Here is a 14,371-nt window from a genome sequence, read left to right on the forward strand (position 1 = left end):
TTTAATTCACATATTCGTCAGTTCCCCTTGGAACATACTCACCGTAGATATTTTGTAGCGCCCCGGCATATCATTAATCATGTCATCAAAAGAGATAAGTTAGATTAGCTTCTGCCGACTTCACCTAGCTTCAAACATTTATAGACTATCACCTACTAGATGCTTGTAGGAGTATTAGGTATTAGTTTCAACCAACATGATGGCTTCATTCCTAAAATCGAATTATCAGTTGTAATGTAGTAAACTACACTCTCTAATTTCGTATCATTGTTAGACACTTATATAGAAACGTGTCACACATTCGTGGACTTCGTCACAAATTAAAGCATCAAAGAAGTGTTTCATTTTTCTACGAATATACTCAACAGTAGCTACCTTTCGATATGATCGTCCTGATTGTTTCGCATCATATGGCTTCACACGATTCTCTAGCTCTAGTTGTTTTTGCAGCGGTTTATTTCCCTCTTTTATTGCTTGCACTAATTTATTTTCATATTTGGTCCAATCTTTAAAACTTGCATATTTCGTTTTTACTTTTGGGCTCCAAATATTTGAATTACAATCAGCACATACACTGTTTTTATTTGTTTTCGAATCTAAGTCACTTCCTGTAAAATCTTTATACTGACAGACTTCTTTCTGTTCACCATTAGCTTGTTGAACCATAATTGAAGACGTTTTTTTACGCAACTTAGCACCACAATCTGGGCAGTAGTAGCCATTCTTATAATATCTTTGCACCTCTTCCTCCGATTTCTTGGAAAGTGCAATTCGCTTATAAGGTAATGGCATCTCCTTAATAGAATCCCCTCGCATCGTAGTAAAACTAATGACAAAGAAGGTTGGTTTTTTTTGTTTTGGTCTTCCATCCTGAATCCAAGATTGATGAATGCGAATTAAATCCTCTGTACGTTTTATTAGATATACTTCCGCGTCTGGTATTAAGTGTCGTATTTCTTCTTTTGCCCACTTCTCAGTTAGAGTCGGTGGCACAAATACGCAGGTTCGATATCCCTTTTGTCCTGTCAAATGGAAATATCCATCTACTGTCGCTGTCATAATTGCACTTTTGCCGCACGACATTTCACCCTGTATAATAATCCCTTTTTGTACTTGTAATGCTTTAGCTGCACCTGTTGCTACATGTGCTTGTACAGGGAATAATGGTCTTTGGTATGTATTAAAATGAGATAATGCCTGTTCTTTCATCGGTTGATGTAAAGGCTCATCTAATTTTGTTACCTTATCAAGCATGACAGGCGAATATTCCAATAGATATTCGTTTAAATCATTGATTTTATTAATTTTTTTACCTGTACCCTCTTGTGGAAATTGACATATTCCAGACCGGATCATTTCTGATAAAAACTCTTTACAATCCTCTTCTTTTAATACGACTTTTGCAATCGTTAGAGAAGAAAATTCATTCTTATCAAAATAAACATCCAATGGTTGTAACAAATTTCTTGTTAGCATTTCTTCATAAATTGGTTTCGCCCACTCTTCTAAGATTGGTAGACCATACGGAGGAGCCATTAAGAAATCTATTACTTGCATTTCTGGCGCTTCATCAATCGCAACAATATACTTTTCTTCTATTTCTTTAGAAAACGCAATAATTGCTTTTTTTCTATTTACTGTTTGTGTATTTATAAACTCAAATTGTCCTGTCGAGATTACATTCATTTTTTTGCCTAATACATAATGTAATTCTTCTTTTTGTCCCTCTCCAAAATACAAACGACGACTCCCCATTGATATGGCTGCTCTGAATGACTTTAATGTACTGTCATTCGCACCTAACACTGCAAATTGCATTTGGTTGTTATGATTAACTGCCATAGCAAAGCAGAAAGCTGAATGTGAAGCAGTACCTGTCTCCAATTGCAACATCGCTGGTGTTTGTTCTTGATCAAATGTATTTTGTTGAATCATTTCCTTCATCATAAAGTTTCCTCCTAAAATAAAAAACGCATCATAATCGATACGTTTCATGTCCTACTCATTTAATTTGTTGTTTAAAAATCTATAAACTGTTTCCATTCTGGTAATGATTGTTCAGCCGCATGTAGCATATCACCTGCACCTTGAAATACAGAGAATTGCTCTAATACTTCCAAATATGTACCTGCACCTAGTTGAGAAGCACATAAACAAATGACTGTAAGTACAATAGCAATACGAAATATACGATTGCTAAATTCCCATACAATGTATAGCGCTCCTATCCCTAACAGTACAGACATATCTCTCTTCCTTTCCTAGACAAGTTCTTTGACAACACCAGTTGGTGTTGCGGTGATAAATTTCGCGCGGCGTTTTTGTAATACAACTTCTTTCGTTGTTGTTTCCAGTTTCTCAAATGAAGTTTCATAATACACATTTTCAGATCCACGAACAGCATGGAGTGTATTTCCTTCACCAAGCAAACCGTCTGCCACGCCTGTTATCAGCAATAGTCCTAATTGTCCGGAAGCAATCGGCATTTTCACTCTTTCAGCTGCTGTTTTCTCATCTTGAAGTGAGTAGCCATTCCCTCTATTTAAACGCTTTTTGAATGTCGAGATACCTTCCGATTTCCCCACTCCTTCATAAGCACTTTTATAATCCACACGTGATGTGAAAATAAGTTTGTTTTGAGGCCTCAATTCAGATATAGACCAATCCTTACGATTTACCATTTCTGCTAGTGTATTCACATGTTTTTTGACGAAAGTAAGGTCAGACATGTTTTCACAAAAATTAGCGAATCGATCATTGAAGTATGTGTCATTTTTCGTAGCAGCACGCTTGCGGCCGATAAAGACACATTGCTTAAATTGCTCAAATTCTTCATTTTCATCACCAAAACGCATTAATCCTATTTCCTCGTAATTCTTAGCTAAAAAGTAGCTGATTTCATCTCGAGCAAAACGATCGTATGGAATGACATACACCATAACGCCACCATCTTGTAAATTATGATGCGCACGCTTTAAGAAGTTAAATTCCATTTTCTCTGATTTCTTTTTTTCTGTCCGAAGCTCCGTATTATAAGGAGGGTTTAAAAAGATGAGTGGAAAATAGTCATGACTAATCATCATATTTTCAAAGCTAGAGCGTATCACTACATCTAATTGTTCTTTTGCTTTTCCATATCGATTTGCATCTACTTCGACTCCATACGTATCAAGTTGTATACCAACTTGTTTCACCTCATCTGCAAAACTTCGTAAAATTGTACCTTCTCCACAACATGGATCAAAGCAAGCATAAGCTCGCCCTGGTTCCATTTGTAATAGTTGCACTAAGTATTTCCCTTCTGTTAGTGGTGTTGGATAAAATCCCGCCGCTAAATCATTTCCTATACGCATAATATAATTCCCTCCAAGTTCTTTTTTGCAATAAAAAAAGGAAGATCCAAGTATATACATCACTTAGTTCTTCCTTTTACCCTCTATACACTACCTCGACATAATTAAAATGGTAGTTCATCATCTGTAATCTCCGATAGCTCATCCAAACCAGCGAATATATCATCCGGCTCTTTCGATTGCTTTCTTGTTTCCTGCTCTTTTGGATCATCTAACACTACCCAAATGTTATCTTTTTTCATATCTATCCCTCTATATTCCTTATTTTTCAGTCTCATAAACAACTTCCTCGTAGTCAAAAAGATAATCTTTAACCTTACGTAGAAATGTACGAAACTTCGGTTCAGCTACGATCTTTGTGCCATGGTAAAAATTTTGTTGCCCGACAAAGCGCCATAAGATTACGTAGCCTTCTTTTGCTTCCTGTATGCCTTCAATGTATAAAGCGATTTCTTGAATGGCAACCTTTTCATTAAGAGTATCTGGTTTAAAGTATTGAAATTTCCCATCTGGTAATATAATTTCAGCTTCAAAACATCCTCTCATTTGATTCACTCGTGCTCTGGATTCAGAGGACATCGCTGCTGCAGCATATGATTTCTGATTTTTTTCCATTCTTGTTTTATGTTCCTCTACTGTTGGTACTAGTTGTAAGTGTCTACAATCTTTTTTCATTTTACTATCTCCTCTACTGTTTAATTTGTTATTTTATAAATAATAAATAACCCCGCCTGCAAACTTGAAAACAACACAAAAAGGGCTTCTTCAAGTCGATTAATAATGCGCATAGCAAAATAAGCTATATATACACTAATCGGCTCAAAGAAGCCCTTTCACAATTGAAACAAGACGCAACTTGCTTCTACAACTCAACCACAACACAAAAAAGGTGTGGGAATAAACGGAATCAAATAAACTAACAATATACCTATATATTATATAATATTGTTATATATTTCAAGAATTTTTAATTAAAGTTAACGCATTACCTAAATAAATCCTGCTTCCTCAATCCTATGAAGGATGATAGTCAAAAAGTATCCGAGTAATGCGTTAAGGTTTAATTGAATACTATAAGTGTTTTACCACTACTTTCAACCCACACACCTACTAGAGGTGTAAAGCCCATACAATCCCTTTAGACGTTTAACGCTAGCGATTTCAATCCGCGCACCTACATGAGATACGACATTAAGGTGTTTTAGAAAGGCTGCCCATCTTGATATTTCAATCCACACATCTATAAGAGATGCGACTTCTCTGTATCCTTTCTTGGTAAGAGTTTAAACTGATTTCAATCTGCGCAGCTATACGAGGTGCCACTAGCACGAAAATTATCATCGCAACACCATCTGGTATTTCAACCCACGCACCCATGAAAGGTGCGACAAAATGCTCCAGCCACACCGTTAAGCAACAGCCTGATTTCAATCCACGTACCTACAAGAGGTTCGACTTTTTTAAATAAATACGCTTTCCTTCAATCATTCTAACGTTTTCTTCATTACAGTCCATCAATAATCGCCACTTTTAAACTATCTAATTCTTTTACCAAAATGTTTTAGTTAACAATTATTTTTGGTTCGTCAATGTTCCACTTAATATCCAGTAAACGGTGTACTTTTGCGGAAGAGTACTGGTCAAGTTTTGAATTATGATCCCATCCACAAACTTTATGTATTTCTATACTTCAAATCAACACGATGCTTCATCCCCATTGTATCTGAACCTTTATTTTTCCCAGGTTCAGAATTTACACTTTTCGTAATCTGCATACTAGTAATGTCAATAGGATCAGCTTTATGAATTGAAGCAGGTCCTCTTACTCCAGCAGAGACACTAAATAACTATCAAGCTTCTTACCAGTCCTTACTCACGCACCTATATAAGGTGCGACTTGAATCGTCAGATGATGATTCTGACCTCGATTAATTTCAATCCACGCACCTATATAAGGTGCGACTTATGTACATACTGCTAATAAATCCGTCTCTATAATTTCAATCCATGCACCTATATAAGGTGCGACTACGATAAGGGAATCCTGCTATGAGCAAATAAAAATTTCAATCCACGCACCTATATAAGGCGCGACTACTGGAAACGAGTTTCAGTGTAGAAATATCAGGATTTCAATTCACGCACCTATATAAGGTGCGACGAATAACACTCTTCATTTGGTGCATCCATTCATCATTTCAATCCACGCACCTATATAAGGTGCGACCTCTTACTGTTCTTATTATACATGTTCTCTAAGATTTCAATCCACGCACCTATATAAGGTGCGACAGCGATTTTTGTTTAAAATCATACAAAAATACATTAATTCTGTTCAAAAATATAAATATTTCTCTATTTAATAAGAGAATTTGTATGAAAAATATTAAAATCCACTCATAAATTATGAAAATTCAGGTGCGAATGTACGAGGAATTTCATGTGTGCTATACATTCGCACCTAAAAAATCAAAGGACTTTCTAAATCAATGGATTCCTTTATACCGATATGTTCAATCCTATTTTTATAGTTATTACCTAACTGTTGAACCACCCCCACTTTCACTTCGTTTAGAAGTGAGGGATTCCTAAGTAAAGAGTTCTATCGAACTCTAATTGATTAGGCTAACCCCGCAGTCCTTGCGGTTAGAAGCCTTATCGCTTCATTCTTTATATTGATACTTGCGTTAATATCCCTATCATGGTGTGTACGACAAGAAGGACAGTCCCATTCACGTAGATTTAGATTTTTAACGTCTTTATTTTGATATCCACAACAAGAACATAATTGGCTGGAAGGAAATGTTTTCGATACGACAATGACTTGTTTGCCATACCATTTTGCTTTATATTCCAACATAGTTCGAAATTGTGACCATGATACCTCACTAATTGCTTTTGCTAACTTATGATTCTTTAACATATTCGATACTTGCAAATCCTCTATACCGATAACATCGTGGTTTTTGATGATTTCAGTTGAGATTTTGTCCAAGTAATCTTTTCTAGCATTTGATATGTATTCATGAATTCTAGCTACCTTTACTCGTTGTTTATTCCAGCCAGAAGATTCTTTCATTCTTCTAGAAAGAATACGCTGTGCTTTCGCCAACTTATCTTCTAATGATCGGAAAAACTTCGGATTTTTATAGGGTTTTCCATCTGACAAAATAGCGAAATCTTTTAGTCCTACATCTACTCCAATGTAAGAATGTGTTTTCGGAAGTTCGTGTACTTCTGTTTCAACTAATAGTGACACAAAATATCTGCCAGAAGGGTTTCGTCTAACAGTCGCATTTACAATACGTCCCTCTACTTCACGACTTTTGGCAAATCGAACAAGACCTAGTTTCGGCAACTTTATTTTGTTCCCTACAACGGCAATGTTTTCATTTGTTTGTTTTGTGGTGTAAGATTGTACGTTGTACTTCTTAGATTTAAAGCGAGGTGCGCTGTTTTGTTTTTTGAAAAAGCGAGTATAAGCATCGGCAAGGTTGCGAACAGACGACTGAATCGCAATACTATCCACTTCTTTTAGCCAAACAAACTCTTTCTTCATGGCAGGTAATTTGGCAGAGCATGTACCATAAGTCAAGCCTTTTCCTGTCTCTTTGTATGCGTGATCCCATAAGAATAGGAAATGATTGAATACAAAGCGAGAACAACCAATCGTTTTGTTGATTAGAATTGCTTGTGCTTGATTTGGATAGATACGAAACTTATAGGCTTTATTGATCATCATTTCATTCACCTCCATTTCGGTATATAACTACTATACACCAAACGTACATTCGATAGATAGTGAAGTAACACTTTCTGTATGTCGAACAATTAAGATGGCTTCCTGCCATCCCTTGTTCGAAGCCAATTCATCTCCCACCTACTCACTGGGCTGTGACCCTTCACGCTCCTTGAGGAAGGAGTCTTCTTGGCTAAAATGATAAATGGTTGATCAGCTTTTTGATGAAGAAACTTCCCTTCAATCGTCCTAACGTTTTCTTCCCATTGTTGTTCAATATGAATGAGGGCCCATTGTCGTTTGCAAAATTGAAAATGTTGAATACCAGATAACATTAAATAACTATTATCTTCATTACATTCCATCAATAATCTCGACTTTTAAACCATCTAATTCATGTACTAATACAGTATAATCATCGATTGTTTTTGGTTCGTCAATATTCCGTTTAACCTCTAATAAACGATGTACTTTTGCAGAGGAGTATTGACCAAGTTTTGAATTATGATTCCACCAACAAACTTTATGTACTTCTATACTTCCTTCAGGGCGTGCTGCTGATGCATCATTTTCAAACAATGTAACCAGTGCATTTTTAATCTTTTCCGCATCTCCATTAGTAAAACCTGTCTTTTCTGCTAACTGTGTATTAATACTTCCATAAAAAACATAGACTCCAAAATCAACACGATGCTTCATCCCCATCGTATCTGAACCTTTATCTTTCCCGGGCTCAGAATTTACACTTTTCGTAATCTGCATACTAGTAATATCAATCGGATCAACACTCGTTGCCGTATGAATTGAAACAGGTCCTCTTACTCCAACAGAGACACCTTTTCCAGCTCCCCCTTTAAAGGCAAAAACTTGTCCAAAGCTTCTTACATCAATCCACTCTTTACATGCAATTGCAGCAAATTGTTCATGTGGATTATCCTTCGATTTTAACGCTTTGACTAAATCTACATTGGTTTCTGCTCGTTCCCTTAAACTATTAAATTGGTCTATCTTTCTGTCATTTGATTGAACAAAAATAGATTCTTCCATGTCTTGCAGACGATTTCTAATCTTTCGTTTAATGGCTACATCAGAGATTTCACCATGTCCATCATAATTTTGTCTTGGGCGATTTCCATTCAAAGGATCTCCATTTGGATTAGCTTTTGTAACTGATAGAACAACTGCAAAATCGATTTTGTGATCTAAAGGTTTCATTTTTAAATCTCCTCTCCAATATTTACTGCATCATTTAGTGAAACATTTTTTTCTTTTTTTTGATACAATTCATGCCGTTGACTATAAAAGCCTAACAAATATTTTCCAGACAGTGGTTTATTATTAAAATCTTCAATTTTTATCATTGAGCCAATCTCATCAATTAATTTGTTATAATACCAAACTTTCTCCCCTAAACGTGCTTGATACGGTTGTAGGGCCCCTTGAATGGTCCTCCATGTTCTTTCCGGATGTTGAGAAAAGGAATTCATATATCTCCTAGCATTTGTAGCACGTTGGTCACCATTATTTAATGCCTTTCTTTCCAAAACATCCGCAACCGCTAGAAGGCGTCCGAAGAGATAATCTCTATTATTATTTTCCTTATCTAATACCAATTGATATCCCTCCATTGTATTAACTAATGCACATGTAATACTTAATGTTTTTTCCCATTCCCATTTTTCCATTGATAGAGGGTTTGATGTACGCTGAAAGGCACTTCTAACAATGTCGAAAGGGATTTTTCTCTCGTCTATGATGCAGGGAAGCATACGCTCCATCAAACCCTTGACTACTTTTTCGTTTACTTTTGGCCCATAAGCAGCAAATGCAATATCTCTGGTTGACGGTGCCCCATAAAATTTAACAAATTCATTATCTGCATTTTTACGGTAACCATGCTCCCAGACACATGTAGAATGCCAGTTCTTTAACTTATTTAAATAAAGGTTTTTATCCATATTACGATAGTAAAGAACTGCTAATCTGCCTGTTGTCGCTGAATCAAGCAAGAGAATATTTACATTTTCACTGGAAGATAAATTATTTTTATAACCATCAATTGCCTTAGCAACTTCATTGGCAAATTGTTCATGTGTATAGGATTTTATTTCTGGCTTTTTAGTTCTTCTTATATCCATTGAAAATATATTGTAACTATCCTCTACAATATCTGGAACATCTTCTGCATCATTGCCCCATACAAGAAATACACGTTGATCGATAATTTTTCCTTGCTTGTTAATAAGCCATTTCAATGCATTATGCGCTTTTTGGGACACATCATAGCTAATATTCGCTACTTCATTTGACGTAGTAAATCTTCCTCTAAATGTGAAACCTCTTAAATCATTTGAAGAGATTAACTTTGCTTGATCACTGGCATTTCTAATCTTTTTCGCATGTTTATCTGTACTCGGTTTTATTTCCCCTGTAACATAGCAGTAATCTTCATTATCTAGGAGGCCATCATAAAAATTAATAAAGGAGTTATGTATTTCTTTGTCTTGCCATACCTTTGATAGCATCTTATTTGGAGAATACACGGTAAATCTAACAAATGCAGCTTCTTGGCCAGCTGGAAGCACTGTAAAGATTTCGGGCTTGTTCCCAAGTAAAACTTCAACTTTTTTATCCCATTTTCCAATCAGCTTTTGGTTTTCATCAAGCCATAATATTTTTGTATCTACCAAGTCTCTCACTAATTGTTTTTTTCTTAAGTATTTGTAAATGCTGTTTAATTTATCTGTCGTATATGGGGATTCTACCCAATTCCTTAGCTGTTCGATATAAAAGCCAAATGACTCCTCTTCTTTTTTACTGCCGCCGTATTCACCAAAATCACCTGCAACGTAAGTTAATTTATCATGTAATGGATGGGGAACTTTATACGCTCCGGTACCAGACCTACTTGCAGAGTCTTCTGTACAAGGGATCAATGTAGTGGCGTCGCTCTTATCTATAACTGTCGCTGAATGGAACTCCCCTTCTTCTGTAATTAAAACTTCAATATTTGCTGACTGAGTAGTGTGTGAAATAGGTAGCAATGTATATTCTTGGCCATTATATTTTTTTTCAATTTTACCGACTCGATCTAAATTTGATTGATATGTCTCATACAAATTCAATAGCCAGCTCATTTATTCACCTCCTTCTTCTAATTGTTTTATAAGCTCATCAACTGATTCAACGTTTGAACTGTCAAAAATCTTTGGCTCCATCTTGAATATTTTACGGATTTTTGTACATTCTTCTGGTCGGATGAATTGAATAATTCCATCTCTCATTACCGGATTCCATAATCGAACCTCTAATTCATTCCTACCTGTTTCATCAGGATAATTAAGCCCATGAACCATTGTGCCTAAATGAATATCTCCACCATAATTATCGTAAAATCCTTCTCCTTCACCAAAAACACAAGGCTCCACATATCCTTGGCATTCTCTCGTTCCTAAAAAAATGTCTCGTCGTCCTCCAACTTTAAGTGAACGTTTTAGGATGTTATGATGCTTATATTCATTACGATCAAAAGCTAAATCAGGTCGATGAGGATTAAAGATAAAATGGGCCTGAACTTGGTATCTTACATTCTTTAAATATGTGTAATTTGCGAGTGTATTTCCACCACCATATTCAATTGGACGAATACCTTTTGATTCCATTTTGATTGCATTCATAATTCTTATTTTATCTACAATCATAAGAAGAGTTGGCTTCCAGTAGATTGATTCAGCAATCCCTTTGATAGCTTGATAAGTTGGTACTTGGTAAGTTAACTTTTCTCCTCCCATTTTCATCAAAGGATCTGTGAAAAGTGCGTAATCACCAAAAACCTCAAATTCAATAGAATTCCGCAAAGATTCTTCCTCCTTTTTCATTTTCTATATTTTTCTAGTAAATTAATGATACTCCTCCTATGTAACTATATCAATATTTAGCGATAATATATTATATGAAATTTAAGAATTCTTTTGATGTGGTATAAAAACATGGATTAAAAACCCTATCTCAAACAAAGATAGGGTTTAAAATATAGCTGTCTTAAAATCGCTCTCATTAAGCACATTCAAACCATATTCATCATTATAAGCACTTTCCTTCAAGGCTAGAATTTTCCCATCAAGATAGTATACGAGTCCATCGTTTATTACCAATTTTTCTTTTTCATAGTTAAATAAGTTAACTGTATACTGCTGTGCCTTTCGTAACAATCGGCTCAAATCCTCAATGGAGTTATTGCTATTTAATTCTGCGATAATATCCTTTCCTTCTTTATATGGGACAATGACTGAAGTGGTTAGATCATCAATGACGTTAAAATGTTTGGCTGCTGTCTGGTAGCTATTTATAATAAATAATGGAATATCTTTTTTATCATGTTTATGAATATATGCTCGACGATAGCTATTTTCTATTCTTGGTACGGATAATAACTCAGTCATGTTCTTTTTTAGTTTTGGAATAAAATAATCTAGATCAGATTCAAATTCTCTATAATATTCTTTAAAATACCTCTTCATTGCCTCTCTTGATAAAATATGTCCTCCATGTATTTTATCGTTATGTTTTAAATCCTTAAGAATTTTCTTCGTAATTTTCTTTCCAATTTTAATTTCCTTTAAGTGACTTAAGTTTTCCTCTTCATAATCAATCACATAGACATTCTGTATGCCCTTTTCCCCGTGGCGATTACATCTTCCTGCAGCTTGTGCTATAGAATCTAACCCTGATAAAGAACGAACAACACACTCAAAACTTACATCTACACCTGCTTCGATTAACTGTGTGCTGATGCAAATGATTTTTCTTCCTTTCTTGAGACATTCCCTAACTTCTTCTAAAATTTTATGTCGATGTGCTGCACACATTGTTGTGCTTAAATGATAAATAGGGATGTTTAACTCTTGACTCTGTAATTGTGTATACAAATCTCTCACAACTGATTTTGTATTTAGAACAATGAGGATACTTTGTACTGCCTCTATTTTTGTATGTATAAATGTTTTGAGTTTATCTTTATTAAAGATTTCATTAGTTGCTTGATCAATGATTTCTACCCTTTTAAATGCTTCAATTACATGATCAAGGTTATTAATCATTTCAGCATCCGTATTTATGTCTAATTTTTGTTCTACAAAGTCCAAAGCAGGTTGAGTAGCAGTGCAGAGGACTATACTGGAACGAGTATATATTTTTAAAAAATTCAATGCTTGATTAAATAATGAAACACATGAAACAGGAACTTTTTGCACTTCATCAAAAATAATAATTGCCTCACTTAAATTATGCAGTCTTCTAGTATTTCTGTTTCCCTTTGCGTAAAACACATTTAGAAACTGAACCATGGTTGTAAAAATAATAGGAGAATCCCAATTATCTTTAGCTAATTTAAATTTTTGTTGTATGCTAACCATACCTTCTTCATTTTCATCATGATCATTCCCTTCTTCAACTATATTTGAATGATGTTCTAAAATATTTTCTTCATCTTCTAATATTTTCCGAACCTCTTCCGCATTTTGCTCGATAATTGTTGTAAAAGGTACAACATAAATGATTCGTTTTTTATTATGAGTTTTTGCATGTTTTAATGCATATCTTAAGCTTGCTAATGTTTTACCACCACCAGTTGGAATAGATAACGTATATATTCCTGATGGCCTCTCAGCGAACTGATCACACTGATCTGACATGTCTGCTCTCAACATGTTAATAGGGGTATTTGCACTCTGCTGTTTTTTGAAAGCATTAATTTTTATCATGAGCCTCTCGTAGTATTTCTCAAATAACTCCTCAGAATTTATTACGGATTCTACACTTTTTTCTTCTTCAAATAATCGGGTATTTGTTCTATCGGCATCAATTAATGTACTAAAGATGAATTTAGTTAAAAACATTAATTGCTTTTCGGCATTTTCTGGGGATTCTTTAAGTAGGAAACTTTCTAGTTCTACAGTAGCTTTGTCAACATACTCATGAAAATCTTTCTCTTTCATGACATGTTTAAAAAAGAATTGTTGTGTAACATCAAATCCTCTTAATTGCTTATCTCGCACTCTATTTAAATAAGGTGATTCTAAATCTGGATTTAAAAAATCTTGAAGGTAACCGTGGTGAGAAATAATGGCATTTCCCACTATCTCAGATACTATCCCTTTGTAAGGAATCATATTTTCTGTATGGAATAATTGATATAACAATTTCCCCCCTGCAGTTGAATGGTCAACACTCCCCCTTTTAGGTGGAGAATTAGGATTATTTACTGCTTCCAATATATATTCTTTAAACTCATCGGTGTATTTCCCCATATCATGAAGCATACCTGCTAAACCAGCTAAATGTTTTATACAAATTTTTTCTCCATAGGTTTCAGCTAGTTCTTTTACTCCTAATAAATGCTCTTCAACTGTTTGTACTTGACTGTCACTCTCACGAATATGGGCAATGTAGTTCATTCAATCCCTCTCCATTTCATGTTTTTTACATGTTTGTTAGATACTGCAGTTTGTTAGATGCTTCCAGTTGAGTATCTAATAAACTGCAGAGCGATTTAAAGCCAGAGCATTACTAATTTCAATCCACGCACCTATATGAGGCGCGACGAAAGCATATGCACGGATATTCCGCGTGTGGTTAATTTCAATCCATGCACCTATATGAGGTGCGAATACAAATGCACAACCTACAACTATGATCACTACGGATTTCAATCCACGCACCTATATGAGGTGCGACTTTAGATTTTCGTCAGTTTCCAAATTGATAATAATTTCAATCCACGCACCTATATGAGGTGCGACGATAAGATTTGTTCTTATCCGCAAACGTTTCTTTATTTCAATCCACGCACCTATATGAGGTGCGACTTTTCTTTGAGGATTCATATCCATACATTAGTATAATTTCAATCCACGCACCTATATGAGGTGCGACAAGAAAGTTGGGAGAGAATACATATCTTCATGGTATTTCAATCCACGCACCTATATGAGGTGCGACCTAGTGAGCTAGGAATAAGTAAAGATACTCTTAGATTTCAATCCACGCACCTATATGAGGTGCGACACCGATTTGTGTTCAAATTCAACCACAAATACGTTAATTCTATTCAAAAGTATAAAAATATTTTTATTTAGTAAAGCATTTTTATAAAAATCATAAATTCCCACCATACATTATGAAAATTCTAGGTGCGAATGTACTAGGAATTTTATGTTTGCTATACATTCGCACGTAAAAAATTAAAGAACCCTTTAAATCAATTTATCCTTTTACTCTG

The 14,371-nt window shown here is 35.0% G+C and carries 10 protein-coding genes, 3 pseudogenes and 1 CRISPR repeat array; all 13 genes and pseudogenes read right to left on the reverse strand.

Annotated features, from left to right (window positions below; genetic code table 11):
* Positions 1-270: 270 nt before the first annotated feature.
* Positions 271-1,947 carry a hypothetical protein gene (locus KZZ19_RS29895; RefSeq protein ID WP_237982353.1) on the reverse strand — a complete coding sequence of 559 codons (1,677 nt, stop codon included), beginning with the start codon at positions 1,945-1,947 and terminating at the stop codon, positions 271-273.
* Positions 1,948-2,018: 71 nt separating this feature from the next.
* A complete protein-coding gene (locus tag KZZ19_RS29900; RefSeq protein ID WP_000114819.1) occupies positions 2,019-2,246 on the reverse strand; it encodes a hypothetical protein in 228 nt (75 codons plus the stop codon).
* A gap of 15 nt (positions 2,247-2,261) precedes the next feature.
* Positions 2,262-3,353 (reverse strand): DUF6094 domain-containing protein, encoded by a 1,092-nt coding sequence (locus tag KZZ19_RS29905; protein ID WP_237982352.1) that lies wholly within the window; start codon positions 3,351-3,353, stop codon positions 2,262-2,264.
* 104 nt (positions 3,354-3,457) lie between these two features.
* Positions 3,458-3,631: a hypothetical protein gene (locus KZZ19_RS29910; RefSeq protein ID WP_237982357.1), complete on the reverse strand. Its 174-nt coding sequence runs from the start codon at positions 3,629-3,631 to the stop codon at positions 3,458-3,460.
* On the reverse strand, positions 3,615-4,028 hold the full coding sequence (locus KZZ19_RS29915; protein WP_237982351.1) for a DUF6018 family natural product bioysynthesis protein: 414 nt from the start codon (positions 4,026-4,028) through the stop codon (positions 3,615-3,617). Before KZZ19_RS29915 ends, KZZ19_RS29910 begins: the two co-directional genes overlap by 17 nt.
* 886 nt (positions 4,029-4,914) lie before the next feature.
* Positions 4,915-5,191: pseudogene (locus KZZ19_RS29920) on the reverse strand (type I-C CRISPR-associated protein Cas7/Csd2); the annotation flags it as partial.
* Between the two features lie 623 nt (positions 5,192-5,814).
* A pseudogene (locus KZZ19_RS31310) lies at positions 5,815-5,898 on the reverse strand (CRISPR-associated endonuclease Cas2); the annotation flags it as partial.
* A 75-nt stretch (positions 5,899-5,973) separates the two neighbouring features.
* Positions 5,974-7,095, reverse strand: coding sequence for an IS200/IS605 family element RNA-guided endonuclease TnpB (gene tnpB, locus KZZ19_RS29925; RefSeq protein ID WP_237982350.1), 1,122 nt, complete (start codon positions 7,093-7,095; stop codon positions 5,974-5,976).
* A 197-nt stretch (positions 7,096-7,292) separates the two neighbouring features.
* A pseudogene (locus KZZ19_RS29930) lies at positions 7,293-7,457 on the reverse strand (CRISPR-associated protein Cas4); the annotation flags it as partial.
* Positions 7,447-8,307, reverse strand: coding sequence for a type I-C CRISPR-associated protein Cas7/Csd2 (gene cas7c / locus KZZ19_RS29935; RefSeq protein WP_237982349.1), 861 nt, complete (start codon positions 8,305-8,307; stop codon positions 7,447-7,449). The pseudogene KZZ19_RS29930 and the gene cas7c, both read right to left, overlap by 11 nt.
* A 2-nt stretch (positions 8,308-8,309) precedes the next feature.
* Positions 8,310-10,229 (reverse strand): type I-C CRISPR-associated protein Cas8c/Csd1, encoded by a 1,920-nt coding sequence (gene cas8c, locus KZZ19_RS29940; RefSeq protein WP_237982348.1) that lies wholly within the window; start codon positions 10,227-10,229, stop codon positions 8,310-8,312.
* On the reverse strand, positions 10,230-10,949 hold the full coding sequence (gene cas5c, locus KZZ19_RS29945; RefSeq protein ID WP_237982347.1) for a type I-C CRISPR-associated protein Cas5c: 720 nt from the start codon (positions 10,947-10,949) through the stop codon (positions 10,230-10,232).
* Between the two features lie 168 nt (positions 10,950-11,117).
* Positions 11,118-13,547: a CRISPR-associated helicase Cas3' gene (cas3, locus tag KZZ19_RS29950; RefSeq protein WP_237982346.1), complete on the reverse strand. Its 2,430-nt coding sequence runs from the start codon at positions 13,545-13,547 to the stop codon at positions 11,118-11,120.
* 115 nt (positions 13,548-13,662) lie between these two features.
* A CRISPR array of direct repeats spans positions 13,663-14,157; the repeat unit is 32 nt; unit sequence ATTTCAATCCACGCACCTATATGAGGTGCGAC.
* Positions 14,158-14,371: the final 214 nt, after the last annotated feature.

This window comes from Bacillus thuringiensis, from assembly GCF_022095615.2.
Taxonomy (GTDB): Bacteria; Bacillota; Bacilli; order Bacillales; family Bacillaceae_G; genus Bacillus_A; species Bacillus_A cereus_AG.

Coding starts and splice junctions, on each gene's coding strand:
- KZZ19_RS29895 (WP_237982353.1), bottom strand. CDS start 1,947: ATGATGAAGGAAATGATTCAACAAAATACATTTGATCAAGAACAAACA.
- KZZ19_RS29900 (WP_000114819.1), bottom strand. CDS start 2,246: ATGTCTGTACTGTTAGGGATAGGAGCGCTATACATTGTATGGGAATTT.
- KZZ19_RS29905 (WP_237982352.1), bottom strand. CDS start 3,353: ATGCGTATAGGAAATGATTTAGCGGCGGGATTTTATCCAACACCACTA.
- KZZ19_RS29910 (WP_237982357.1), bottom strand. CDS start 3,631: ATGAGACTGAAAAATAAGGAATATAGAGGGATAGATATGAAAAAAGAT.
- KZZ19_RS29915 (WP_237982351.1), bottom strand. CDS start 4,028: ATGAAAAAAGATTGTAGACACTTACAACTAGTACCAACAGTAGAGGAA.
- tnpB (WP_237982350.1), bottom strand. CDS start 7,095: ATGATGATCAATAAAGCCTATAAGTTTCGTATCTATCCAAATCAAGCA.
- cas7c (WP_237982349.1), bottom strand. CDS start 8,307: ATGAAACCTTTAGATCACAAAATCGATTTTGCAGTTGTTCTATCAGTT.
- cas8c (WP_237982348.1), bottom strand. CDS start 10,229: ATGAGCTGGCTATTGAATTTGTATGAGACATATCAATCAAATTTAGAT.
- cas3 (WP_237982346.1), bottom strand. CDS start 13,547: ATGAACTACATTGCCCATATTCGTGAGAGTGACAGTCAAGTACAAACA.